The organism is Ensifer sp. GW823-FHT05D09, assembly GCF_058795755.1.
This window is the reverse complement of record NZ_JBXAIA010000011.1, coordinates 38,133-62,775: the sequence shown is the minus strand read 5'-3', so window position 1 is coordinate 62,775 and position 24,643 is coordinate 38,133. Positions and strand designations below refer to the sequence as shown.

Sequence of the window (24,643 nt, the reverse complement as noted above, 5' to 3'; positions counted from 1 at the left end):
CCGCCGGTCGCGGTTGAAGCATTATTGCTCAAGACTTCAGCCGCAGCGCGACCGCCCTCACCTTCAGATTGCGGCCGTCGGCGACAACGCTGAAGCGCTCCAACGGACCGGCTGCGAACTACTGTGCGCTGGCGTCGGCCGCAGCCGGCGATTTGGCCGCAGACGCTTCCTTGGCGTGTTCTGCCAGGAGTTCGTAGGCGACATAATACTTGTAGATATTGCTGACATATTGGACCGTCTCGCGCCCGACGATCTCGGCGGCAGCATTCTCGACGTTGCCGAACCACAGGTCAGGATCAAGCCCCATCTCTTTTGCCTTCGCCCGAAACTTGCGCAGGTTTCCCGGTCCGGCGTTATAGGCCGCAAACGCGAAGAGGAGCTGGTTGTGCGGCGTGATCTGCGGGTCGTTGATATAGACATCGACAAGATGTCTTAGATATTTCGATCCTGCCTCGACGTTGCGATCCTGATCCTTGTCGATCCCCTTGATACCGACGGACTTGTCGGCCGCGGTCGATGGCAGCAGTTGCATGACGCCAACGGCGCCGCGCGGGCTTCGCCTGGACTGATCGAGCTGCGACTCCTGATAACCTTGCGCCATCAGCATGAGATAGTCGAAGGAGTATGTGCCGCCATGCTTGCGGAAAATCTCTACCAGCTTCTGGAAGCGCTCCACGTCTGCCGGCGCATAGGCGTGCTTCAGCATCTTGTCGCTCTTGTAGTAGGTGTTCCTCAGGATGTTGCCGAATGTCGTGCCGACGCGGTGCGTCTTGACGAAGGCATCGAGCGTCGCTTTCAGCCTGGGGCTGTCCTTGCGGATCGCCCAGGCGATCTGTCCGTGGTCCGACACCAGGATGTCTTCCCGCGCCTTGATATCCTCAAAGACCGTCGCCCAGATGTCGGCCTTGTACTTATCGACAACCGTCCACGGCAGCAGGCCGGCGTTGACCATCTCGAGCACGTCTTCGTCCTCGAGGTTTTCATCCATGTCCTTGATCGATATCGGCGCTCCGCCGGCTTTGACGAAGGCTTCACTCAAGGCAGCCAGATGTTCATAGTAGCTGCTTGATTTCCGGACGCGGACCTCCTGCCCACTGAGATCATCCAGGCTGGCAATCGCCGGCGCCGATGGCCCCGTTACCAGCACTTCCTTGGCCTCGTTGAACAAGGGGTCGGTGAAATCGACCTTGGCGAGCCTTGCCTCGGTTATCGTGAGGTTACCCATCACGATATCGCCGCGCCCGTCTTCCAGCGCCGTCAGGAGATGCGCTCGCGGTACGGGCACGAAGGCGATGCGAATTTTCTCGATCTCCTTCTTCCGGGCGGCATTGAGCTCCTTCTCCAGTGCCGTCCCGAACTCCACGGCCGTGCCGAACTGCCGGCCGCGATCGATGAAGTAGATGGTCTTGCTGAACGGAACGAGAATGCGAATGAGGCGTCGCTTCTCCATGACATCGAGATCGCCCAGATGCGGGGCGGTGATCGCCTGGAATGTACTTTCGTTCGATTGTGCCCATGAAGGTCCGATCCCCGCCATCGCGAAGAGCAGAACAAGCAATGCCAGCCGTCTCATCTTGGCCTCCCCAGCCCGAGAAAACCTACTCCTGCGGTGCGCCCTCGCCGAGTGCTACCGCGGCATTCTTCTTGGCGATGGCATCGCGCGTTGCCGCCGCTGCGGCCGCATTCTGCTCGTCGCCAGCCACCTGCACCGTCGGCGATGCGAAGGAGATGCCGTTCTCGTCGAACGCTTCCTTGATCATCGCCTGCGCCCGGCGACGGACTTGCGTCTGGTGCCCGGGCTTCGTCGTCATTGCAAAGCTCAAACTGATGCCATAGTCGCCGAAGGCCTCCACACCCTTCATCTTCACGGTCTCTATGATCATCGGACCCAACTCGGGATCCTCGAGAAGTGCGGCACCGATGCCCTTCACCACCTTCTTCACCTTGGCGATATTGGCGTCGTAGGACACGTTGATCAGGAACTTGTCGATGACCCAGTCGCGGCTCATGTTCTGAACGGCTCCGAGGGAGCCGAATGGCACGGTGAAGACCGGTCCGCGGTGATGCCGGAGCCTCACCGAGCGGATGCTGAAGGATTCGACAGTGCCCTTGTAGCTGCCGCTCTGAATGTACTCCCCGATACGGAAGGCGTCATCCGTCATGTAGAAGATGCCGCTGATCACATCCTTGACCAGGGTCTGAGAACCAAAGCCGATGGCGACGCCAAAAACGCCAGCGCCAGCGATGAGCGGACCAATCTGCACGCCAAGGCCCGAAAGGACCATCAACACCGCCACCACCAGGATGAAGGCGGCGAGGAAGTTGCGCAGGATGGGCATCAGCGTCAGCAGACGGGTGTTGCGGGCACGTTGTGCCGGATCCATCGTTTCGCAGGCCGCATGCTTGACACGCAGGCTGATCAGGCTCTTCGTCAACTGCCAGATCAGATCAGCCGCCAGCAGTATGACGATACCGGCAAGGACACCACGGAAAATCCGGTTGAAGGCGTCGTCCTGGATCATCATCGATGCGTTGACGCGGAAGACAAGCGCAAGCCAACCCGCCGCCAGGGCAATGATCACAAGTCTGGCGCCGCGTTCGATCAACACGTTGCGCATCACGCGCATGTCGTCGTCGGCCGACGTGTCCAGCATCGTCTTGGCAAAGGCGCTGGTGAAACGCAGAAGCGGCGGCAGGCCGATGACGTAGAGGCCGATCCAGAACAGAACCCGCATGTCCGCCACCCACAGCAGCCACAACAGCACGAGAAATGCGACCATCATGATATTGCCGACCACACGGCGCGAGCCCGTGGTAGCGCCCGCAGGTCGCCGCAGCACGGTAAGGATCGCAAGCGCAAGCACGACAAGACCGAGAATGGCAGCAATAAAATCGCGAACGTCCGGGGAGACCGAAAGGGCGGTCATGGCGTCGCCGATGCCCCATATGCCGGCCGCAATACAAATTATCGCCGCTGACGAGCGATACCAGAACCGTGCATCCTCAGCCGTCAGCGAAAAATAGCCGGTTCGGCCGGACGGATCCGTCGCGTCGACCGGTCCGCCGGACAGTACGGCGGATGCAATAGTGATCAAAAGGCGGGCCCCGATCCAGGCAACGAGGAGCGGCGCAATGGTTTTTTCAAGCCGCAACGGCCAGTCGGCCACCGCAAGCACTGTGGTCGTGGCAATCGCGAACACGAGCAGCGGCAGCACCTTGACGAGCATCGAACGCGCAGGCCCAGTCAATTGGGCAGAACTCAATGTCCGTCTCAGCAGATAACGCAGGAGATATTCGGCGCCGTAGCCAATCACCAGGATGAAGAAGAAACCTTTGAGGATCGGCGACGAGCCGTGGTTTTCCATTTCTCCCGCCAGGCGCGCGCGCGCCGCGTGGAATTCGGGACCGATGCGCGGAAACGCTTTCGTGATGCCGGTCATGTGGCGACGGAGTTCAGCAGTCCAGCGCGCCGCAAACCCGCTCGCCGGCGCCGCATCGGCTGGCGCCGCCGTCTCCGGCGCTGTAGCGGCGGGCGTCGCTGGCCGTTTGGTGGCCAGCCATTGGCGCACTTCGGGATCATCGAGCAATTCGATCAGTTGCTGCACTTTTGCCGGTTCGGAGGCGGGTGCAGCGCCTTGCGTCTGGGCATGGCCTACGGACAGGAGCCCAAGGAATATCGTCAAAAAAGCGAGCATACGGGGCATCAGCCCCCAAACGCCATGCGACAATCTGATACCGATCATCCTGAACATTCCCCCTGCGATCGGCGGAGTGCCGATCGATTCCTGCCCTCATCCGCACAAACGCTAACACAGTCCCCGACGTTTATGCCAACTTCCGTTTCCGGTGCGCCTTTTCGGATCAACGACGACGGAAACCTCCGCCGCCACCGCCATGAAATCCGCCGCCGCCTCCGTGAAAACCACCACCGCCGGAGAACCCGCCTCCACCAAATCCGCCGCCACCACCGCCGCCAAATCCGCCGCCACCGCCAAATCCGCCCGGGCGATCGAACCCGCCCCCTCCGAAACCGCCACCGGTTGGGGCATTCAGTGGACGCTGGTTGAATGACTGGTACTCGAATGAGCGCTGATTGCCGACCTGGCGCCCGGCGCGGTCGATCGCCAGATGGTCGGGCGCTCGATTGCGGGCCGCAGTTCCGCCGCCAGTGGTGCGGCGATTGTCGATCCGCTTGTTCAGGTTTTGCGCCGCGTCCGGGTGCTGGGTCGCAAACTGCTGCCCGGACTTCTTCGCGCCCTGAATCGATGGCTTTTGAACTGGCTGCCAGCCGTCCTGCGTGTGCTTCTGCCATTGACCATTGTCGCGGCGGTAGACATTGCCGTCGCGCCCGGCATAGACGTCACCGCCCTTGCCCCCCGCGACGAAACCATGATTGCCGTCGGACGTGCGCCAACGGGCGCCAGCGGCTCCTCCAGCGGTCGAACCGCCGCTGATGCGGGCGAAATCCGACCCACGCTTGACCGCGGCCGTCCCCCAGTTGCCGTAAACGTTGCTGCCGCCGCGTGCGATCGCCGCGTTGCCCGTCCGGGGATTGTAGGCCGCGACGAAACCGCGCTCACCCGCAGGACCGTAGGCTGCCGCACCGCGAATGTAGGTGCCAGTCCGCGGGTTGTAGGCGGCACCTGCCACGATGCCGCGATAGGGGCCATAGGCGTAGCCGTAGCGTCCAAAGGTTCCGACAGCCGGATTATAGAAGGCACCTACGCCATAGGTGATGGGCCGCGGATAATAGGGCCAATAGCCGCCCCCGGCCCAGCCATAGTCCCAGTAGTCGTCATAGTACCAGCCGGTTCCATAGACGAATGTGTCCCAGGCGAGATACGCCCCCAGATAGCCCATGGTGTAGCCGAACCAGACCGCGTCCGGCTCGGTTTCATAGATCCGCACATAGGTGGCATTGTAGACCGGCGACGACGGCGGGATCGTGTAGACTTCGTCCGGAACGGCCTTCGCCACTGTGAACGGCCCGGTCGGGGTATCGCCGACAAACCAGACACCATCCTTCAGCACGAAATACTTATCGGCGACCTTGATCACCGTCTCGTTGGTGTTGACGGCGTAAGTGAGCGACGTTCCGTCGATCTTCTCGAATTTCGGGTCGCCGCTATAGGCGACATCAACCGTGACGGAGCCGTCCAGAGAGACGCGCGCTTTCTCGGGGATGCTTGCCTTCAGCCTGGCTTCGGCATTCTCCGAGGTGCCGGGAACCGATGAGCGGACGGTATAATAGGAAGCGTCCTCGGGAATATTCAGGAAATCCTGCGGTAGGTCGGGCGTAGCGAAGGTCCAGGGCCCCTCAAGCGACGCGGCTGCGAACCAGCGGCCCGAGACCAGCACGTACCAGTTCGAATCCGCATCTAGATAGAAGACGTCGCTTTCGGTGTTCGTTGCAACCTTCAGCGCGGTTCCCGGCACCGGTTCGAGCTTCGGTTCACCGTTGAAGACGAGCAACTCCGACGGCTTGTCGGAATAGACGACCTTCGGCGCCGTGGCCTTCCCGGCAACCAGAGGGATCGCCGCCTTCGCATCCTTCCAGTCGTCGCCGTCGGGCAACTTGGCGAAGAGATCGGGCAGCGCGGTTGCCGGCTGCCAGCCATTCGACAGGTCCTTCGACTGAAGCCATGCCTTTTCGTTGCGAAGGTAGTAAGTGCTGTCCGCGTCGAGCTTGAACAGATCCCAATTGGTGTTGACGGCGAAGGAAAGGCCCTCAACACCCTTGACTGGCGCGAACACGGCCTTGCCGTCCGTCTGGACAAGCAGCGCCGGCTCCTTGCTGACATAGATCGGCGGCGGATCGGCTTTCAGTCCCTCGACGTTGCCGAGCCGTTCATAGTCGGCAAGGCTCGCCGTCAGCTTGTCCTCCGACAGCGTTATGGTGCCAACAGGCATCAACTTGCCGACGTCCAGTGCCAGGTCGGCAAGCTCCTGCCGATCGAGCACCGAGAAATTGATCTCGTCGACCTTGATGTCGGAGACGATGACCTCGTTAGAGCCGCTATCCGTCACGGTCTTGCCCGTCACCCCGATGACACCGAAGATCGGCTTGGCATCGTCGGACTGCTTGTACTCGGCAGCAATCAGGGCGTCGAGATCGGTAAAATCCTTCCAGGCGTTCACCTGCGGTTGGTAAAGCGTGATCGTCGCCCCCTTGTCGGTCTTGTAGGCGCGTGGCCATCCGAGGCCTTTCGGGTCTGCATCGCTCAGGTATTTGCCGCTGACGAAGCCATCCTTTCCCTCGAAGCTGACGGCGCACCAGGTGCCGGCATCATCACATTCCTTGACGTCGACCTGCGCGCCCTCATCTATCGCTCCCATGCTGTCAAAGCCCGTGCCCGGACCGGCGCGAAAGTTGACCGACGCCGTCGTCGTGGCGGGGCCTGCCCACGCTGGAGCGGTAGCAATGGCGAGCAGGGTCAGGGTGAAGCTTATTCCGCGCATCTCGCATCTCCGACGTGGTCGAAACTGTCTTATTGCCCGCGGGTTTATGCGCGGGTCGGGCCCACATTCTTCAACCATCGCTCCGGCCAGATCCGGCGCAAGTACGTAACAGTAACAACGGCCGTAATTTCGGGCTTGCCTCGGCGCGCAGCGGCGCCTTCCCGAGCAATTATCCGTGTATTGGCGCCTAGTGATTGCATCGAGTCATTTATTCGAGCAAACTCATATGTATGATTTGGTGACGCCCACATGCGGAGGAAACACACGTGAACACAAAAGCACCCAGCCAGATTGATGTCTTTGTCGGTTCCCGCGTCAGGATGCGTCGGTTGATGGCCGGGTTGAGCCAGGAAAAACTGGCGGACGGACTCGGAATCACCTTCCAGCAGGTCCAGAAATACGAAAAAGGCACGAATCGCATCGGTGCCAGCCGGCTACAGGCCATCGCCGACGTTCTCGGCGTTCACCCAAGCTTCTTCTTCCAGGAAGGCGAAGAGGGCGCAACCCCGCGGGCGGGCCTTGGCGATGTGCGCGAACCCAACGAGATCTCGTCCTTCGTGTCGTCGAAAGAGGGCATTGCGCTCAACCGGGCCTTCCTGAAGATCACCGACCCGGTGCTGCGCAAGAAGATCATCTCGCTGGTCGCGGCCGTCGCACAGACGCCCGAGGCAGAAGCTGTCGCTGCCCATGGCAGTGCGACGCACGCCCCTGACCTCCACGGATAGGCCCGACCGGTTGCCGATGAGATAGCCAGATGAAATTTCGTTTGCAGACCCTCGGACGGTTACGTCTCGTCGATGAAGACGATTGCGACGTCGCCTTCCCCGAAAAGGGTCTGCTCATTCTTGCTCAGGCGATCGCCGGCGGCCATCGCGAGCAATCGCGCAACGACGTCGCCAAGCTCTTGTGGAACGAAGTCGTTCCGAGCCAGGCCTTTGTCAATCTGCGCAAGACGATATCCCGCGTCACCTCGCGGCAGGAGGAACTCGGCCACACGTTCCTCAGCTTTTCGCCATCGACCGTCCGGATGGAGCCGGAAGCGATTGCGAGCGACCTCGACGACATCGTCGGAAACGACGATCAGGATGCGTTATCGCGTTTCCGGTGGGCCGCAGAAAAATTCCGCGACGACTTCCTCAAGGATCTGAAATCGCAGGGCCAGGCGCTGCGCGACTGGATCGCCCAGCAACGCTCCGATCATGCCGCTCTCTTGCGCGAGAGCCTGATCAACGCGGCCGACAATGCGACCGGTCCGGATCGAAGGCTCGTCAGATCGACTGCCGTCAAGCTTCTGGAGAGGAACCCCGAAGACGACGAGGTTCGCAAGATCCTCGATACTGCCCTGGCATTGGAGGGGCGGCAATTCGATGCGCGCCTGCTGCCAAGAGGTGGCCCGCTACCCGTGCCTGCCAAAGCGGCGCCATTGCCAGCCACCGCCATTGAACCGCTGCTGGAGACCATGGGCGAGATGCGCCCGCCGCGCGTAGTGCTGCTGCCGCCAGGCGCCGGCAACGCCGACGCGACGGCAACATTGTTTGCTCATTCCTTGATCGAGGACGTCACCATCGGCCTTTGCGCACTTCGCTCGGTCTCGGTGATCGCACCCTACACTGCCGCCCAGATCAGCCTGCAGGCAGACAAGGCCAGCACTTACGAACAACACGCCATCAGCTACATCCTCGATACCCGCCTGACCAATGAGGGCAGCCGCCAGACGTTGTTTACGCAGCTCATCTTCTTTGCGAACGATGAAGTGATCTGGGCCGACCGCTTCACGCTCGATGACCGCGGGTTGATGAAGTCGCGACAGGAGATCGCGCGACAGATCGCATTCGCCATCGCCAGCCAGGTCGAGCGCAACGAGACGATGCGCAAGACCTACGAAGGCAATGGTGGCTCCTATCGCAGTTACCTGCTTGGCCAGCGCTACCTCAAGCAGCTCAATCTGCCGGAGGTGCGGCGCGCCCGGAAGAGTTTCCGCGAGGCGCTCAACCAGAATGCCGACCTGGCTCCAGCCATGAGCGGGCTTGCGCGCAGTTATTTCGTCGAGTGGCTTTTGACAGCCCGCGGCGACAGCGAACTCCTGGCTCTTGCCGAACAGCACGCCCGAGAGGCGATCGCCATCGACGATACCCTTGCGGCCGGTTACCGCGAACTGGGCGTCGTCAAACTTTACAGCCGACAATTCGACGAGAGCATCGAGTTTCATGAGCGAGCCGAAGCGCTCAGCCCGCAGCACGCCAATGTGATTGCCAGCTACGCCGATACGCTCGTGCAGGCCTCACGGCCGGATGGCGGCCTGCAAAAGATCGAAGCGGCGATCAATCTCAATCCGATCGCTCCGGACGAGTATTTCTGGACCGCCGCCGGCGCCTGCTATTCGCTTGGTCAATACGATCAGGCTCTCGCCTATATCGAGCGAATGCGCGATCCCACGCCCGCCGATCGGCTCGCTGCAGCGAGCTGGGGCATGCTCGGCAATCGCAAAAAGGCAGGCCAGTACGTGCGCAAGACGTTTGAAGTTCATCCGGACTTCAACCTGGAAAAATGGATGGCGATCGTCCCGTTCCGGGAGGAATGGCAGAAAACCCATTACGGCGAAGGCCTGCGCAAGGCTGGCTTCTAAACTGGAGCATTCCGCGTTCAAGTGGCTTCACTCAAGGCGGATAAAATGCTCTAGAATCAAAGCGCACGGGGCGTTCTCCGTGCGTCTTTACGCACGGCGCTCTCGCGCAATCACATGAGGGATAAGGGGAAAATTGATGACGGCACAAGCGACACAGGTAGTTGTATTTGGCGTTGAGGGTGACGATGGCCTGTGGCTTGCAGATCTCGCGGCGGGAACTGTCACACGCATCGTAGATCCGCTCACCGGCGCCTTGGCTTCGGCGAACGAGCACAGAAATGCCGGCGCCACTGTGGTCAAGGGCGTGAACTTCGCCGTCAGGGCCAATTCGGCCGGCTCCGTCTCCGGCGGGTTCATGGACGGCTAAGCCTCGGCGCGCCCGCGCATGACGATAGCCATCAATACGGATCGGGCGAACGAAAATCGCCCGATCTCAGCAAATTCCGACAATGCTGACAGATACTCCGACCGCGTCTGTGCGCCCGAAGAAACCTTCGCGCGCATCGCTTTTCTGTTGCCCGCTTTCGGCATCAGCAGACTGGCACGCCTGACCGGGCTCGACAGCATCGGCATCCCCGTCTGGAACGCGGTCTCTCCCAACGCAAAATCGATCGTCATCAATCAGGGGAAAGGCATCACCGATATCGACGCCAAGGTATCGGCGGCGATGGAAGCTCTGGAGCGGGCAGTCGCGTGCAACCCATCGGCACAAGTGCTAAACGCAACGCGACAGTCCCTTCTGGAAGGCGGAGAAAGGGCGCTCAACCTGCCCGGCCTTGTCGCGGCAGGCGAGAGCGATCTCGGTGATGATGAACCGGCGCCATGGTTGCGCGGTTTCGATCTCATCGGTCAACAGACGACTTTCGTGCCGTTTCATGCCGCACTGCTCGACCGCACGCTCGAGCGGTGCCGCTACTGGCAGTCGTCGGACGGACTTGCCTCCGGCAACACCGAAGACGAAGCAATCCTGCACGGCCTGCTGGAACGGATCGAGCGCGATGCCGAAACGTTGTGGCGGCTGCTGCCTTTAACGGCGCGTCTGCGCACGTGCATCGACGCCGGTTCGTTCAAAGACCCCATTCTCGATGACATGACAGGGCGGATTGCCGAGGCCGGTCTCACGTTCCGCCTCTTCGATATGACCAGCGACATTGGCATCCCGTGCCTGACGGCGGTCATAGCGGATACCGGCATCCTCGAGGCGAAAGAACCGCGCTACCATGACGTGACCATCGGGCATGGCGCCCATCCCGATCCGCGACGCGCCGCCATCCGGGCCGTCACCGAGGCCGCGCAGTCCCGCCTCACCTATATCAGCGGCGCACGTGACGATGTCTTTCCGGAGACTTTCACCCGCAGGCTGCCGCGCGAGACCCAGCAACTGTTTGAGGCATTACCGCGCGCACAAAACCCGGTCGCCGCGGTTGCCGGCAGCACCGCAAACTCGCTGCTCGAATATGTGCTCGAAGCCTTGAAGCGCGCCGGCATCGGCACCGCCGTTGCCGTTCCGCTGCTCGCAGAACCGTTGCCGTTTTCCGTGATCAAGGTTTTTGTGCCGGAACTCGAAAATCCGGATGGAGCACGCAAGCGCCGTTTCGGCGCGCGCGCACTGTCGCGCGCCCTGGAGATCGCATGAAGATCCTCTTTTGCGGCCCCACCTTGCCCGAAGCGCAGGCACTGATTGGCACGGACATCGTGCTGCGCCCGCCAGCCGTGCAAGGCGACATCCTGCGCGCCACGCAGGACGGCGCAACGGTCATCGGACTCGTCGACGGCCATTTCGAACAGGTCGCGCCGGTCTGGCACAAGGAGATCCTGTTTGCGCTTTCTCAAGGGGTACGCGTTTACGGCGCTGCCAGCATGGGCGCACTTCGTGCCGCCGAATGTGCAGCCTTTGGCATGGTCGGCGTTGGCAAGATCTACCAACAATATGCCGCAGGCGAGCTCGAAGACGATGCAGATGTTGCCCTGCTGCATGGGCCGGCGGAGCTGGGCTACATGCCATTGACCCTGCCCTTGGTGAACGTCGTGGCGACGCTTGAGGATTTGTGCGCACGGCAAAAGATAGATCCTGCGCCTGCCGCGCAACTTCGGTTGGCCGCCGCCGAGATCTTCTACAAGCACCGCAGCTGGCGCGCGATCGTGGCGCGTGCCGACCTTCCAACCGGCACGGATCTGAAACGCATCGAAGCGTGCCTGTCGACCGGAACGATAAATCAGAAGCGCCTCGACGCGCTGCAACTGATCGACATCCTGCGCTCTGCCCCCGCCCTAAGGTCGACAGCGCCGGAAGGGTGGACATTCAATTCCACAAGTCTTTGGAAGCGCTTGCTCAATCAACTTGTCGCTTCATCTTAAGCACGCGGTTTTCCCATGCAACGTGTGTCACGCTCGTGTCACGCGCATCAATGAAAAGTCACGCTATGATTTGCCATGTTGAAGCGGATCGGGCTGATCCGCAGGGAACCGGGGAAAATCATGCAATCTTCGATCGCCATGTCCTTTGAACCTGAAGACAAGGAGAAGGAGCTGCTGGCGCTGGCCCGCCTTGTCACCTACGCGCGCGATTCGTCGCGCACACTGAATGTCGAAGGCGTTCAATATTGCCTCGAGCTCGCGCTCGCAGCGCTGCTCAAGGAAGTCGAGGAATGCGGCGACAAGACCGCACTGCTGACCAACGAACTCATGAGCCGCGCCAGCCTCGGAAACTGCTGAGCAGTCGGGGTCGACGTCAATTTCGCTGGTGGCATAGAAAAAAGCCCTGCTTCGCGCTCCCGCAAAGCAGGGCTTTCCATTTTAAAGCGCTTCGCGATCTTTCAGATTCGCTTGACGCGCTTTAAATTCTTGTTTTTGCGCATGTCGTTATCGCAAAACCGCGGCACACTTTTGCGTGACATGCTTTAGTCAGCCTGGCAATCCCACCAGAAACGCGAGAAGTTCAGGTCCCAGCTCTGCATCGGGATATAGGCATAGCCCTGGAGGCATTTGCTTGCGGCGTAGCGCTGCGACTCCACCGTCAGGAACACGTCGGCCTGCGCATCGGTGACCTTGCGCTGTATCTGCTTATAGAGATCGTTCTGCGCGGCCGGATCGAGCGTCTCGCGCGACTTGTCGATCAAGGCGTCGACTTCCGGATCCTGCAACCATTCCATCGAGGCCCAGGTGCCTTTCGCCTTGGAGTGATACTGCACATAGAAGACGCTGTCAGGCGACGGATAGGTCGGGCCATAGAAGACCTGGGTGGTCGCCGGCGTCGTCTCCACCTTGGCAGCCAGTTCGGTGATACGGTTCCAGGGCTCCGGCTTGATGTCGAGCTCGATACCGATCTGCTCGAGATTGGCCTGCATCAACAGCGCGATGTCCTCTTCGAAGGCCAGGCCCGTGACATAGGTATGGCTGAGCTTGATTGGCCCCCTGCCGGCATATTTCGACTTGGCAAGCTCTTCCTTCGCCTTTTCCAGGTTGTATTCCGGGGCAGACAAATCGTTGAGATAGGCATCCTTGAACACGGACGCCAATGGCCCGTTCATAGGTTCGCCGGGATGGATGACATTGCGCACCGTTTCGTAGTCGGTCGCAAGCGCAATCGCGCGCCGGACGTGGATATCGTCGGTCGGCGGGACCTGGGTGTTCATCTTGATGTAGAAGCCGGTCGCCGTCGTGCCGCGCAGGATCTTGTAGCCCGGCATCTTCTCGATTGCCTCGAAGGTCTCGTTTGCCTGGGCGCGCGCCGACATGCCGAGTTCGCCCTTTGCCGCAAGCGCCTTCACCGTCGCTTCGTCATGGGTGATGACAAAACGGATTTCGTCGATCGGCGTCCCCTTGCTCCAGCCGCCGTGATAGCCCTCGAAACGATTGACGACCATCTGCGAGGCACGTTGCCAGGATGACAGCATGTAAGGTCCAGCACCCGCCGGATGATCTGTCAGGTAGTCCGTCCCCCACTCCTCCTTGCTGTTCTCCCGGATCAGTTTTTCGTTGAGAACAAGGATCAGCGGCGTGTTGCTGATGAACGGCGCATAGACCTTCTTCAGACCGATCTCCACGGTCCGATCATCGACGGCCTTCAACTTGGCGGGATCGACGATATCGGTGAAAAGGTAGGACGGACCTTCGTTGATCGCGAGCAGGCGCTTGACCGTGTAGACGACATCTGAAGCCTTGACTGGCGTGCCATCCTGGAATTTGGCGCCGTCCTTCAACTTGAAGGTGTAGGTCTTGTCGTCATCGGAGACGCTCCAGCTTTCGGCGAGTTCCGGCACCACAGAGCCATCGGGGTTGACCGTCGTCAGACCTGAATAGAGGTTCACGGCCGCCATATACTCGGTGTAATCGTTGATCTTGCCGGGATCGATGGTGCCGAACTCCTGCGTCGCGTTGACGACGATCGACACCTTCTCCTGAGCCGCGGCCGGGGCGGTGAGTGCCGTCGTCTGCACCAACCCCAGAAGCAGCCCTGTGATGAGTGTTCTCTTCATGTCTCAGTTCCCTTTTTGTTGATTGTCGTTGTTTCGGTCCGGCCGCCCTCAGGCGGCCGGGTTGAGCGCCTCGACCGGCTCGTAGGCATGGTCGTAACCAAAGTAGCCGGGGCCTGCGAGTTCGAGCCCCTTGGCCGTCCGCCACTGCCGATCACAGGGAAGCCCGGTGAATTCGACCGTCAGGCCATAACGCAACTGCTCCGTCGTGACCGGCAGCCCGCCATCGGCGTCGAGTGCGCAGATGAGATCCGGCGTCGAGGCGATGACCTGTCCGCCATCGCCGCGCGCGACCAGGAACTCGTTCTGGAAGGCGACTTCGAAAGTGCGGCCGGAAAAACCGTCGATGCCCTTGAGCACGGCCCTGCCCCGCGCGAAACCGCCTGTCGTCACCCGGTCGACATCGACGACGCGGCCTGTGAATAGGTGTCGGCCGTCGAACTGCTCGCGAAGCGCGATGCCGGGATGACGCTTCGCCCTGCGCTCGGCGGCAATCGTCTCGCCGATGCCCTTGATGAGACTGAGTGTGCCGCGCAGGATTCCAGCCTTCATCTGGGCCCCGGTCATCGGATAGGCGGCAACAAGGCTGGCACCACCCATCTGGATCGCCTGGACGCGGGCGAGCCGTTCGGTCCACAGGTTCGAGACTGCATTGATGATCGCGCTGTTGCCCTTGTCGTCGGCATGAACCAGTGGCGTTGCGCTGATGTCATGCATGGTGAAGCTCACCATCTGCAGCTCGGGAAAGGCCCGACCCATGCCGTCTCCGTCGATCAGCGGCAGGCCCGTTGCGGCGGCCACGGCAAAGGGGATGGTCGAGTTCAATCCGCCGGCCTCCACGCAGATCAGCGCATCGGCCTTGCGTCCGAGGAACCGTTCGAGCTGGCCCAGCGCCTCCAGCGCTTCGTCGCCACGCGGCAGCTTCTCCACCATCACGGTCGGTGCGCCCATCATGAAGACGGGAACACAGAGCGCGTCATCAGCGACGGTTTCCGGCTGGACCACCCGAACCGGACCGTTCGCCTCGATCGCCGTCCGCGCCATCAGCTTGCCGATATAGGGATCCCCGCCGCCGCCGGTGCCGAGATAGGCACCGCCGATGGCGATCGCCTCCATGTCGGCAGCCGTAATCAGCTGCTCGGTCATGGCTGCATCCCCTCGATCGGCCGGAAGGTCACATCGTCGAAGCCGAAGGCTTTCGGGCCGACAACCTCCAGTGCCGCGGCGGAGCGCAGCAGGGAGTGGCAGGGCAACGCCACGATCGCGACGCGCTGGCCGTAGCGCAGCATTTCGGTGGTGATCGCGTTGCCGCTGTCGACATCGAGCACGATGATCAGGTCCGGGACCGACACTTCGACTTCGCCATTGCGGCTGAAGACGAGGTTTTCGTTCTGGATCATCACCGAGGCGGTGTCGCCGTTGAAGGCATCGATGCCGGCAAGCTTGGCTTCACCGATGACGAAGCCGCCACGCAGGTGACGTTCGAGATCGACGATCTTGCCGGAAAAGACCTGGCGCCCGTTTTCCTGGGCGCAAATGGCCGCAACCGGATCGGCGTGTTCGCGCCGCGCCTTCAGCACAGCCCGTCCGAGCGAGACCGCCTGGGTGTAGGAATGCGGGATCGAGTACTTCTTGAGAAACGCACCCGTCATCGGCGCCGAGGCAAGCGTCGAGGCCCCGCCTTGCGAGACGACGCAGGCGCGCGCCATGCGTTCGTGCCAGAGTTCGGATGCCGCATGCTGGAACAGGACGACGTTGCCGTGCAGGTCGCACATGACGCTCGGGGTCGAGCGATGACCGTAGATCGAGAAGGTGGTCATCTGCATTTCCGGGAAAGCACGCCCCATGCCATCGCAATCGACGACCGGAAGCCCGGCAAAGGCGGCCGCGATCAGAGGCTCCATCGAATTGGCGCCACCGATTTCCTCGCAGACGATGGCGTCGATCGCGATCCCGAGATGCTCTTCAAGCGCGCGAACGCACCGCAGCCCTTCGCGTCCCTCCTTCAGCCGCTCATAGGCAACGACCGGTGCGCCGATGCCACCGAGCGAGATGCAGCGCGCATCGTCGGCCAGCCGGTCGAGCGGCAGGATCGACAGGTTGTAGCCGCTGCGCATCGCCAGCCGCGCCCGCAGCTTGCCGATATAGGGGTTGCCGCCGCCGCCGGTGCCGAGAATGCCGGCGCCGATTTCCAGCGCCTCCAGATCCTCTTCGTCGAGCACCCAGAGATCGGACGGATCGTAGTTCAGAGCCTTCAATGCACGCTCAGCCATGGAAGCCTCCCATTTCGCCGACGACCTTGACGTGGATGCGGGTGGCATTGCCCGGCAGATAGGCAAGCGGCACGTCTTCCCGCTCGATGACCTGGATGGTTTCGGCAATCGCGCCGGCCGAAAGCGCGCGTTCCGTTGCTTCCTGCTCCGCCTGCTTCAGGCAGATTTCGCGCGTCAAACCCTTCTCGAGCGCAAAGACGCGATCAACTTCGCCGCTGATCTGGGCGATGGCGGCGCCGACGGCGTTGGCGACGGCAAAATTCTCCGGGCGGATGACGTCCAGATCCCCAAGCCTGTCTGGCATCAGGATCGAGCCGCCGCCGACGGCGATGACCGGGATCGGGTCGGCCGAAACGCGGCTGCGTTCGACCGAGTTTTCAAGCATCTGCACGATCCGGGCATGGGCCTTTTCGGCGAGCGCCCGATCGAGATGCGCGACCTTGGACGCATGGCCGACATCGGCCTTGCCGAGTGCGACAGCGATGTCCGTCGTCGTCAGCGTCTGGCCACCGAAGACCAAGGCATCCCTGGCGATGCGATAGCCGACGGACTGCGGACCGACAGTCACGTCACCATTGGCGAGTTCGCGCACAAGCGAGCCGCCGCCGAGACCGATCGAAAACACATCGGGCATGCGGAAATTGGTGCGCACGCCGCCGACGTCGACGATGGTCGCCGCCTGGCGGGGAAAGCCGTGATGCAGGGCGCCGACGTCGGAGGTGGTGCCACCGATATCGACGACGATCGCTTCCTTGCGGCCGGTGAGGAAGGCAGCACCACGCATCGAATTGGTCGGGCCCGACGCGAAGGTCAGAACAGGGAAGCTTCTGACTGTCGCAGCGGCCATCAGCGTGCCGTCGTTCTGGGTGATGAAGAACGGGCAGGACAGTCCGGCATCCTTCAGCGCCTTGGCGAAGGCGTCGACCGTCTTGGCGGCCAGCGACAACAGGCTGGCGTTCATGATGGCAGCACTTTCGCGCTCCAGCAGGCCGATGCGGCCGATATCGCCGGAGACGACGATCGGAAGGCCCGGGCAATGCTTCTTGATGACAGCCTTGGCACGCTGTTCCATCTCGGCGTTGATGGGGCTGAAGACGCAGGTGATGGCCGCCGCCTTGACGTTCTTGAGGCGGATATCGGCCGCGATCCGGATCAGCTCTTCTTCATCGAGCGGGGCAATGGCGCGGCCGTCGAATTCGTAGCCGCCGCGCACCAGGTAGGTGTGATGACCGACGGCTTCGGCGAGATCGTTCGGCCAGTCGACCATCGGTGGCAGGCAGGCGGTCGCCGGAAGGCCGAGGCGAATGGCGGCGACATGGTTGATATGCTTGCGCTCGATCACAGCATTGGTGAAATGCGTCGTGCCGATCATCACGGTGCTGATCCTGGACCGGTCGATGCCGGCCTTGGCAATCGCCCCCTCCAGCGCCTCGATGACGCCCGTCGTCACGTCTTCCGTCGTCGACGCCTTGACGCCCGACAGAACGTGCCGCCCCTCCATGATCACGGCGTCGGTGTTCGTACCCCCGACATCTATTCCCAATCGATACACGGACAGTCTCCTTGTTGATGGGCCTTCGGCCCTGTTTCCTCGTTCGGCCTCTAGGCCGTTGATCTCACCAGGAAGCGCGCTCTCTCCTCGACGCTTACCGTTGGTTTCAATGCTTCCTCCTCGTCGCTCATCACCGGGATCGCCGAGATGAGCGCGCGGGTGTAGGGGTGCCGGGGATCGGCAAAGACATCCGCCGTCCTCCCCTCCTCGATGATCTCGCCCTTCAGCATGATGGCGATGCGGCTGCAGAAATTGCGCATCAGCGAAAGGTCGTGGGAGATGAAGAAATAAGTCAGCCCAAGCTCGTCCCTGAGGCGCTGCAGCAAGGCGATGACCTGTTTCTGTACGGAGACGTCGAGGGCCGACGTCGGTTCGTCGAGCACGATGATCTTCGGTTCGGCCGCAAGCGCCCGGGCAATCGCCACGCGCTGCTTCTGCCCGCCCGAAAGCTCGTGCGGATATTTGGAAAGATAGGCGGACGGCAGGTTGACCAGCGCCATCAGCTCTTCCATCCGCAATGTCGCCGCCTTGCCGTGCAGGCCGACATGGCTGAGCGGAACCGCCAGGGTCTGCGTCACCGTGCGCTTGGGGTTCAGCGACGTGCCGGGATTCTGATAGACGATCTGGGTCAGCCGCTGCGACGCACTTGCCTGCGCGGGAGAGCCGACGCGGACCGTGCCGGAACTCGGTGCGATCAGCCCCATCACCATGCGCGCAATCGTCGTCTTGCCGGAGCCGGACTCGCCCGCGAGCCCGAATATCTCGCCCTCAGGCACCGACAGCGTCACCGGCTTGACCGCCTCGTGGCGCTTCATGCGGCCAAGGAAGGGTTTTTCGACATAGACTTTGCCGGCCCCTTCAAGCGTGATGATCGGGGCATTCGAGGAAATCGGCTGGTTGACCACCTTCGGACCGTAAAGCGGCGGGATCGCATCGATCAGATCGATCGTGTAGGGCTGCCGCGGCGTCTGGAAGATCTGGCGCAGATTGCCGCTCTCGACGATCTCGCCGTGACGCATGACGAAGACGCGGTCGGCCGTCTGCCGGACCACGCCAAGATTGTGCGTGATCATCAGCAGGGAAAGTCCCTCGCTGTCGACCAGCCGGTTGATCAGCTTCAGGATCTCGTCCTGGGTGGTCACGTCGAGCGCGGTGCCGGGTTCGTCGGCGATCAGCAGTTGCGGCTGGTGCAGAAGCGCAAGGCCGATCAGCACGCGCTGTCGCATGCCGCCGGAAAGCTGCGATGGATAGGCATCGAAGATGCGCTCCGGATCCTGAAGCTGCACGCGGCGCAGGACATCGAAGATGCGCTGCTTTCGGTCTTTCGCCGAGGTTCTGACATCGTCGCGCCGATCGGCATAGAACATCACGTCGTCGAGGTGCCGGCCGATCCGGAAGACCGGATTGAACGAAGACAACGGGTCCTGCATGATGATCGAGAACGCCGTGCCTTTCAGCGCCTCACGCTCGCGGCCAGGCATATCGAGCACCCGCCTGCCGTCATATTCGATGCTGCCGCTCTCGATGCGGGCGTTGTCGGGAAGCGTGCCGAGGATCGCCTTCGAGGTGACCGATTTGCCCGAGCCGGTCTCGCCGATCAGCGCCACACGCTCGCCCCTGCCGATCTCGAAGGAGACATCCTTCAGGATATGCTGGCGGCGGCCGTAGGTGGTGAAGGCGATATTGAGGTCTTCGACCTTGAGGAGAGGAATGCTCATCGTCTCAGGCCTCCACATCGAACATATCGCGCAGCCCGTCGCCGAGCAGGTTGAAGCCGAGCGTGGCGTAGAAGATGGCAAAGCCGGGTGCCAGAACCTCCCACCACTTCTCCGGCAGGAACTGCCGGCCGTCGGCGACCATCGAGCCGAGGTCGGGTGTCGGCGGCTTCACGCCGAGGCCGAGGAAGGAGAGCGTCGCGCCGAAGAGGATGACGAAGGCGGCATCGAGCGTCGTCTTCACCGAGATGACCGAGATGCAGTTCGGCAGGATTTCCTTGGCGAGAATATGCAGGTGGCTGGCGCCGGCGAGCCGCGCTGCCTCGATATAGTCTTCCGCCGCGATCGATTTTGTCACGCGATAGACGAGGCGCGCATGCCAGGTCCACCAGAGCAGCGTGATCGCCAGCATGGCATTGACCAGATTGGGCTCGAGCACATTACCGATGGCAAGCGCCATCACCAGGGGCGGGATCGCCAGCATGATGTCGGTGAAACCGGTCAGGAGCCGCTCGGTCAGGCCGCCGGCATAACCGGCGATCATGCCCAGCGCCGAGCCGATCGGGACAGCCACGCCAAGCACGCCGATGACAAGCAACAGCGAGACGCGGAAACCGAAGACCGTGCGCGAGAAGATATCACGGCCGGCCTTGTCGGTGCCGAACCAGTTGTCGACATCCGGCGGCATATGGCGGTTGCGGAAGTCGACGACGGCGCCGACATGTTCGGGAAAGCGTGCGATCAACGGCGCGAAGATGGCCATGACGATGACCGAAAGCACGATCAGCGCGCCGATGACGGCGGCCGGGTTCCGGCTGAATCGGTACCAGGTCATGTAGCCGGCGGACAGGCGGGTTGCATCCTGCATCAGCGGGCCTCCTTGAAGCGAAGCCGCGGGTCAAGGATGCTGATGATCAGGTCAATGACGAGATTGGCGGCGATGAAGAAAATGCCCGAGACGAGGACCACGGCCATGACGGCGTTGAGGTCCTTCTGCAGGATGGCGTCGAGGCCGTAGGAGGCGAAGCCGCCCCAGGAGAACACCATTTCGACGACGAAGGCGTTGCCGATCAGCGAGGCGAATTCGAGCCCCATGATCGTCAATGGCGCGATCGAAGACAGCTTCAGCAGATAGCGAAACACGATAACGCGGTCCGGCACACCGAAGGATTTCAGCGTCAACACATGATCGCGGCGCTGATGGTCGATCATTGCCGAGCGGGTGATGCGGGTGATCTGGCCGATGCCGGCCATTGCCAGCGCCAGCGCCGGAAAGACGAGATGCTGAAGGGCGCTCAGAAACACGTCCGGGCGGCCAGCAAGCAGGCTGTCGACCAGCAGGAAACCCGTGGGGCCAGCGGGTGCGCCGAGCTGGAAATCGACCCGGCCGAGCGTCGGCCATGAGGGAAAATGATCCGCCGCGAGGATCTGAAGGGTCACCGCGAAGAGAAAGCTCGGAATGGTGACGCCGATGAGCGAGAAGAAACGGCCGCTATTGTCGATCCAGCTGTTCCTGTAGCGCGCCGTCAACACGCCGAGCGGCACGGCCACCGCGAAAATGATGACGATGGTGACGATCACAAGCTCCAGCGTCGCCGGCAGGAAGGTGGCGATGTCGGCGCTGACCTCCCGATCGGACACGATCGAACGTCCGAGGTCGCCGGTCACCGCATGGCTGACATAGCTGACATACTGGGTGATCAGCGGCTCATCGAGGCCCATGCGCTGGCGAAGCTGGTCGACCTGCGCTTGCGTTGCGCTCGGACCGAGGGCCATGCGTGCCGGGTCGCCCGGAACGATGCGGGCGAGCACGAAAATCATCAGCGACAACACGAACAGCACCATCAGGAAGCCGACCGCGCGCCGCGCAAACAAGGCGACGTAATAATTGCCCATTGGCAACCCTTTCCCCTCAGCCGGTTATCGTCCGGCCTGTCTGCCGCTTTTTGCGGTCGAGGGCAGTTTCAAGCCGAAAGGGTCGTTTGCACAACGGCTAGAAAGGATAGGTTTTTACAAGAAAGGTATAGGTTCTTGTATCGGCCGAACGAGCGAACGGCGTATATCGCGCGGACTGCAACCTGATCAGGAAATGACGCCGAGCGCCTTTGCAGCGATGATCGCTTCCCGTCGGCGGCTGCAACCGAGCTTGCGATAGAGATTGCCGAGGTGGAATTTCACCGTGGCCTCGCTCAAGCCCAGGGCATGGGCGATGAACTTGTTCGACGCCCCCTCAGCAATCATCAGCAGCAGGCGGGTTTCGCGCCGGGTCAGGCCGTTCTTTTCGCCGAGCGGAGTGTTGGGCAGGCCGGTGTCGCGCAGCCGGCGCAGGATCTGCTGGGATGTCGGCGTGGTCTGCAGGAAGTCGCTGATGCGCCGGTCGCCGGTCAGTTCCCGCAGGAATTGTCGCTCTTCCGACAACGGCGCAATGGTGCCAAGCCGCGCCGCATTCTCGAACGTTTTTTGCAGGATGGCGCGCGCGCTCGTGAGGTTGTGCCGGCGCCGGGCGACATAGGCCTGCCAGACCTCGATGCACAATCGCTGACGGCCCGTCAGGTTGAGGTTGCTCGCCAGCGCCGTAAGCTGACGGTCCAGATGCACGCGCCCCGGCATTTCGAAGACGATATGGCGCAGCCAGACGACTGCCAGGGCGATCTCATCGCGGTCCTGCAGGCGGGTCAGTTCGTCGACCGCCGCCTCCACCCAGGTTCTGTTGATCCGCGCCTGCACGGCCGCAAGCTTTTCTGCCGCTTCCTGCCAGCGGTTGCCGTTCTGCAGGATAACGGCGTCGCGGACCTCGATCATCAGGCGGAACTGTCTGTTGTAAACCTGATAGGCGCGCCAGCGATCGAGGAAGCCGCGTGCGGCGATCATCGAAAAATGCTCGCTCAGCGCCTGGCTGCCATATTGCAAGGCGAACTCGATCAGGCTCGGCCAGATTTCGCCATGCGAGAAGTCATCCATTTCAGAGGTCAGGAAGCGCGCCAGTGGCTCCGGCTTACCGTCCTCGTACTCAACGCATGCCTGTAGCAAAGCGAGCAGTCGCGCATCCATCGGGCTTTCGAACGGCACGCGCGACAATTGCTCGGCAGCGTCGACCGCGTTCCTGCGGGCACGCACCGCATCGCCGCTCATCAGGTGCATCATCGCCTGATGCAGGTTGATGTAGAAGCACAGAAGCGGCACGCCCGCGCGCTCGTAATGGAAGAGCGCCCGATCGGCGATGTCCTGCGCGACGGCGAACCGGCGGCGGCGAATGTAGAATTCCAGGATCGAATTGTAGATGCTGCCGCGCTCAAGATCGGCGTCCAGCGGGAACTCCGACAGGAGCGTCGTCGCTTGCTCCAGAAGATCATCGCCGAGCACGACGTCTTCGTAGATCAGCATCACCAGGCGGAAGGAGCGGAATGCGGCTGAGAATGCGGCACGATCACTCAGCACCTTCAGCACATTGTTGGCGCGCGAGCCGTAACAATCAGCTAGCAGCCGCTGTGCGCGCAGCACCTCGCCGCGCTTCAGCGCCTGCATCGCAAGTGCGGTGACGATTCCCTCATTCTGCGCCGCCAACTCGGCCGGGAACCCGGCGAGAACCCGGTCGAACGCTTCCAAGCCGTGGAAGAAGATGTAGTACCGGCCGAAGTTCGCGATGAAGGCGCGAACCGCCAGTTCGTGAAGCCCCGCGCGCTGCAGCACGGCGATCGCCTCTGTCTGCATGCCGTGCGCCGCATAGGCACTTGATATCGCCGGGACACGCGTGCTGTCTTCGAGACGCTCGGCCAGCACCATGTCAACCGCTGTGGCGAGCGAACCGGCAATGCCACTTGCCTGCAGATAGGCCGGCACAGCTTCTTTGGCCTTGGCCGCCGGCTTTGCCGCCTGCTGGGCGAGCCTGAGCTGGACGAGTTCGAAATCGGCCGTTTCACTCAGGACATCGCTTGCCAGAAAGCGGGTGATCGCCCCCTCGTCCCGTGAGGCGCGGGAGAACAGTCCAACCAGAAACGGCCACCCTCCAGTCTCCGCCAGCAGCGGCCCGACCGCCGCCCTGCCACAGGTTGCCTCGAGTTCGCCACGTGAGAAGCAGAGGTCCTGAGCACCAAGGCAGAGTGCCTTGCCGTAGGCAATCGCCCGATCGAGACCGAGGAGCCGGGTATACGGCCGCTTCGCGATCACGACGCGTCGTCCCTCATCGCGCCAGATTGCGGGAATCTCGGCTTCCAGCGTGTCCTGTGGCAGATCCCAGAGCAGCACGCCATCGCAAAAATCGTCCTCGCCGGGAGAACGCGCCGATCGCCATATGCGACATTGAAGATGGGACGCCAGTTGCGACAAAAGCGTCGACTTTCCCATGCCCGCAACGGCGTCCAGAACCACGATCGGTTCTGCCGCCATCACGATGCGTCGCAGAAGACCGTCTCGCCGGATGTCGATCGTTTTGTGGGGCGTATCAGCCATTCATTCTCTGCCCATCGGGCGAAGCGCGGTTGTCGGCGAAACCTAGACAAGGACGCTCGGGTTGGCAAAGGCGGAATAGACTGCCCGGCCAACATCGGCCGCAATTATTCGCTGCGCTGCTAGAAATCGCGAAAACGATCGACCAGGGCGTCGACCGCAACGCGCACGCGCGGGGTCGTGCCGAGCCGATGCGGCCAAAGGGCAAAGATGGGCAGCGGCACGGGCGCAAAGGCCTCGAGAACGGGAACGAGCCGACCGTCTGCGACCGCATCGTTGACAATCCAGGTCGGCAACTGCACGAGCCCATGCCCGCGGCAGGCTGCGTCCGCCATCAAGGCGTGGTCGGCAATGCAAAGCGCGCTGCGAACGTTGATGTGCTTCGTCTGCCCGGATTCAGTAAACCGCCAGGTCTCTGCTGCGCGCCCACGCGATTGCGTCACGCCATGATGCGCAGCAAGCTCCGCGGGGCGCGACGGTGTCCCGTGCCTCGCCAGATAATCCGGCGCACCGCAAAGCGTCAGGCGCTGCACACCGAGTTTTCTGACCATCAGGTCGCCACCGCCGGCAAGTTCGCCGACACGCACGCAGAGGTCGATGTTCTCCTCGACCAGATCAACAAGCCGATTGGTGAAGGCAATATCGAGTTCGAGTTTCGGATGATCCGCGGCCAAGCCGATCAGGCATGGCCCGGCAATGCGCCTGCCGAGCAATTCCGGCAAACTCACCTTGAGGCGGCCGGCAGGCTCATCCATGCGCGAGGCAAGCGCGGACTCGACCGCGGCCAGTTCCGCCACGGCGCGTTCGCAACCCTCGAGGAACACCCTGCCTTCCTCGGTAAGTGCGAGATGGCGTGTGCTGCGCTGAAACAGACGCACGCCCAGCTGGCTCTCAAGCCGGGCAACAGCCTTGCCCACCGTCGATGTGGAAAGGCCAAGCCGCTCGGCAGCTTCGGAAAAACTGGAAGACCGCGAGGCCTGCATGAAGGCTCGGATCGCACTGAGATGATCGCCGGGAAGCATGACACACTCCAGAACCACATTCGCAGTTACTGCGAAAACTGTTCTCATAAGCGATTTTCATTCGCGGATATAGTG

Annotated in this window: 18 protein-coding genes; 6 read left to right on the top strand and 12 right to left on the bottom strand. The window is 62.0% G+C overall.

What is annotated here, in order from left to right; genetic code table 11:
- Positions 1-118: 118 nt before the first annotated feature.
- The 3 genes from AC1Q80_RS25735 to AC1Q80_RS25725 form a co-directional block, all read right to left on the bottom strand.
- The gene (locus tag AC1Q80_RS25735; protein ID WP_492362258.1) at positions 119-1,573 is read right to left on the bottom strand and encodes an MltF family protein; all 1,455 of its coding nucleotides are present in this window, start codon (positions 1,571-1,573) and stop codon (positions 119-121) included.
- 25 nt (positions 1,574-1,598) lie between these two features.
- Complete coding sequence (locus AC1Q80_RS25730) at positions 1,599-3,743, bottom strand: mechanosensitive ion channel family protein (RefSeq protein ID WP_492362257.1); 2,145 nt, start codon at positions 3,741-3,743, stop codon at positions 1,599-1,601.
- Between the two features lie 118 nt (positions 3,744-3,861).
- Positions 3,862-6,459: an SH3 domain-containing protein gene (locus AC1Q80_RS25725; protein WP_492362256.1), complete on the bottom strand. Its 2,598-nt coding sequence runs from the start codon at positions 6,457-6,459 to the stop codon at positions 3,862-3,864.
- 266 nt (positions 6,460-6,725) lie between these two features.
- On the opposite strand from AC1Q80_RS25725, the gene AC1Q80_RS25720 reads away from it, so the two are divergent.
- From AC1Q80_RS25720 to AC1Q80_RS25695, 6 genes are all read left to right on the top strand, one after another.
- Entirely contained in the window at positions 6,726-7,184 is a 459-nt protein-coding gene (locus AC1Q80_RS25720; RefSeq protein ID WP_173423110.1) for a helix-turn-helix domain-containing protein, read from the top strand.
- A gap of 29 nt (positions 7,185-7,213) precedes the next feature.
- Positions 7,214-9,085 carry an AfsR/SARP family transcriptional regulator gene (locus AC1Q80_RS25715; protein ID WP_492362255.1) on the top strand — a complete coding sequence of 624 codons (1,872 nt, stop codon included), beginning with the start codon at positions 7,214-7,216 and terminating at the stop codon, positions 9,083-9,085.
- Positions 9,086-9,221: 136 nt separating this feature from the next.
- Entirely contained in the window at positions 9,222-9,452 is a 231-nt protein-coding gene (locus AC1Q80_RS25710) for a hypothetical protein (protein WP_492362254.1), read from the top strand.
- Positions 9,453-9,470: 18 nt separating this feature from the next.
- Positions 9,471-10,721: a YcaO-like family protein gene (locus AC1Q80_RS25705; protein ID WP_492362253.1), complete on the top strand. Its 1,251-nt coding sequence runs from the start codon at positions 9,471-9,473 to the stop codon at positions 10,719-10,721.
- On the top strand, positions 10,718-11,443 hold the full coding sequence (locus AC1Q80_RS25700; protein WP_209790059.1) for a TfuA-like protein: 726 nt from the start codon (positions 10,718-10,720) through the stop codon (positions 11,441-11,443). The genes AC1Q80_RS25705 and AC1Q80_RS25700 overlap by 4 nt, the downstream gene beginning before the upstream one ends.
- A 120-nt stretch (positions 11,444-11,563) precedes the next feature.
- Entirely contained in the window at positions 11,564-11,800 is a 237-nt protein-coding gene (locus AC1Q80_RS25695; RefSeq protein ID WP_025428511.1) for a hypothetical protein, read from the top strand.
- 185 nt (positions 11,801-11,985) lie between these two features.
- Here the strand turns inward: AC1Q80_RS25695 and AC1Q80_RS25690 are convergent, their stop codons facing one another.
- The 9 genes from AC1Q80_RS25690 to AC1Q80_RS25650 all read right to left on the bottom strand — a co-directional run bounded on the left by AC1Q80_RS25690 (position 11,986) and on the right by AC1Q80_RS25650 (position 24,568).
- Entirely contained in the window at positions 11,986-13,563 is a 1,578-nt protein-coding gene (locus AC1Q80_RS25690) for an ABC transporter substrate-binding protein (protein ID WP_492362252.1), read from the bottom strand.
- Positions 13,564-13,611: 48 nt separating this feature from the next.
- Entirely contained in the window at positions 13,612-14,706 is a 1,095-nt protein-coding gene (locus tag AC1Q80_RS25685; protein ID WP_209790060.1) for an S-methyl thiohydantoin desulfurase family protein, read from the bottom strand.
- Complete coding sequence (locus AC1Q80_RS25680) at positions 14,703-15,833, bottom strand: S-methyl thiohydantoin desulfurase family protein (protein ID WP_173423116.1); 1,131 nt, start codon at positions 15,831-15,833, stop codon at positions 14,703-14,705. The genes AC1Q80_RS25685 and AC1Q80_RS25680 overlap by 4 nt, the downstream gene beginning before the upstream one ends.
- Complete coding sequence (locus tag AC1Q80_RS25675; protein WP_492362251.1) at positions 15,826-17,385, bottom strand: hydantoinase/oxoprolinase N-terminal domain-containing protein; 1,560 nt, start codon at positions 17,383-17,385, stop codon at positions 15,826-15,828. The genes AC1Q80_RS25680 and AC1Q80_RS25675 overlap by 8 nt, the downstream gene beginning before the upstream one ends.
- A gap of 50 nt (positions 17,386-17,435) precedes the next feature.
- Entirely contained in the window at positions 17,436-19,103 is a 1,668-nt protein-coding gene (locus AC1Q80_RS25670) for an ATP-binding cassette domain-containing protein (RefSeq protein WP_492362250.1), read from the bottom strand.
- 4 nt (positions 19,104-19,107) lie between these two features.
- Positions 19,108-19,968 carry an ABC transporter permease gene (locus AC1Q80_RS25665; protein ID WP_173423119.1) on the bottom strand — a complete coding sequence of 287 codons (861 nt, stop codon included), beginning with the start codon at positions 19,966-19,968 and terminating at the stop codon, positions 19,108-19,110.
- The gene (locus AC1Q80_RS25660; protein WP_176355876.1) at positions 19,968-20,996 is read right to left on the bottom strand and encodes an ABC transporter permease; all 1,029 of its coding nucleotides are present in this window, start codon (positions 20,994-20,996) and stop codon (positions 19,968-19,970) included. Before AC1Q80_RS25660 ends, AC1Q80_RS25665 begins: the two co-directional genes overlap by 1 nt.
- Before the next feature lie 186 nt (positions 20,997-21,182).
- Positions 21,183-23,549, bottom strand: a complete 2,367-nt coding sequence (locus tag AC1Q80_RS25655; protein WP_492362249.1) for a helix-turn-helix transcriptional regulator — start codon at positions 23,547-23,549, stop codon at positions 21,183-21,185.
- 119 nt (positions 23,550-23,668) lie between these two features.
- On the bottom strand, positions 23,669-24,568 hold the full coding sequence (locus AC1Q80_RS25650; RefSeq protein ID WP_492362248.1) for a LysR family transcriptional regulator: 900 nt from the start codon (positions 24,566-24,568) through the stop codon (positions 23,669-23,671).
- Between the last annotated feature and the right edge of the window lie 75 nt (positions 24,569-24,643).

Bases quoted from the DNA above. Each gene is read 5' to 3' on its own strand.
- AC1Q80_RS25735 (WP_492362258.1), bottom strand. From the start codon at position 1,573: ATGAGACGGCTGGCATTGCTTGTTCTGCTCTTCGCGATGGCGGGGATC.
- AC1Q80_RS25730 (WP_492362257.1), bottom strand. From the start codon at position 3,743: ATGATCGGTATCAGATTGTCGCATGGCGTTTGGGGGCTGATGCCCCGT.
- AC1Q80_RS25725 (WP_492362256.1), bottom strand. From the start codon at position 6,459: ATGCGCGGAATAAGCTTCACCCTGACCCTGCTCGCCATTGCTACCGCT.
- AC1Q80_RS25715 (WP_492362255.1), top strand. From the start codon at position 7,214: ATGAAATTTCGTTTGCAGACCCTCGGACGGTTACGTCTCGTCGATGAA.
- AC1Q80_RS25710 (WP_492362254.1), top strand. From the start codon at position 9,222: ATGACGGCACAAGCGACACAGGTAGTTGTATTTGGCGTTGAGGGTGAC.
- AC1Q80_RS25705 (WP_492362253.1), top strand. From the start codon at position 9,471: ATGACGATAGCCATCAATACGGATCGGGCGAACGAAAATCGCCCGATC.
- AC1Q80_RS25700 (WP_209790059.1), top strand. From the start codon at position 10,718: ATGAAGATCCTCTTTTGCGGCCCCACCTTGCCCGAAGCGCAGGCACTG.
- AC1Q80_RS25695 (WP_025428511.1), top strand. From the start codon at position 11,564: ATGCAATCTTCGATCGCCATGTCCTTTGAACCTGAAGACAAGGAGAAG.
- AC1Q80_RS25690 (WP_492362252.1), bottom strand. From the start codon at position 13,563: ATGAAGAGAACACTCATCACAGGGCTGCTTCTGGGGTTGGTGCAGACG.
- AC1Q80_RS25685 (WP_209790060.1), bottom strand. From the start codon at position 14,706: ATGACCGAGCAGCTGATTACGGCTGCCGACATGGAGGCGATCGCCATC.
- AC1Q80_RS25680 (WP_173423116.1), bottom strand. From the start codon at position 15,833: ATGGCTGAGCGTGCATTGAAGGCTCTGAACTACGATCCGTCCGATCTC.
- AC1Q80_RS25670 (WP_492362250.1), bottom strand. From the start codon at position 19,103: ATGAGCATTCCTCTCCTCAAGGTCGAAGACCTCAATATCGCCTTCACC.
- AC1Q80_RS25665 (WP_173423119.1), bottom strand. From the start codon at position 19,968: ATGCAGGATGCAACCCGCCTGTCCGCCGGCTACATGACCTGGTACCGA.
- AC1Q80_RS25660 (WP_176355876.1), bottom strand. From the start codon at position 20,996: ATGGGCAATTATTACGTCGCCTTGTTTGCGCGGCGCGCGGTCGGCTTC.
- AC1Q80_RS25655 (WP_492362249.1), bottom strand. From the start codon at position 23,549: ATGGCTGATACGCCCCACAAAACGATCGACATCCGGCGAGACGGTCTT.
- AC1Q80_RS25650 (WP_492362248.1), bottom strand. From the start codon at position 24,568: ATGCTTCCCGGCGATCATCTCAGTGCGATCCGAGCCTTCATGCAGGCC.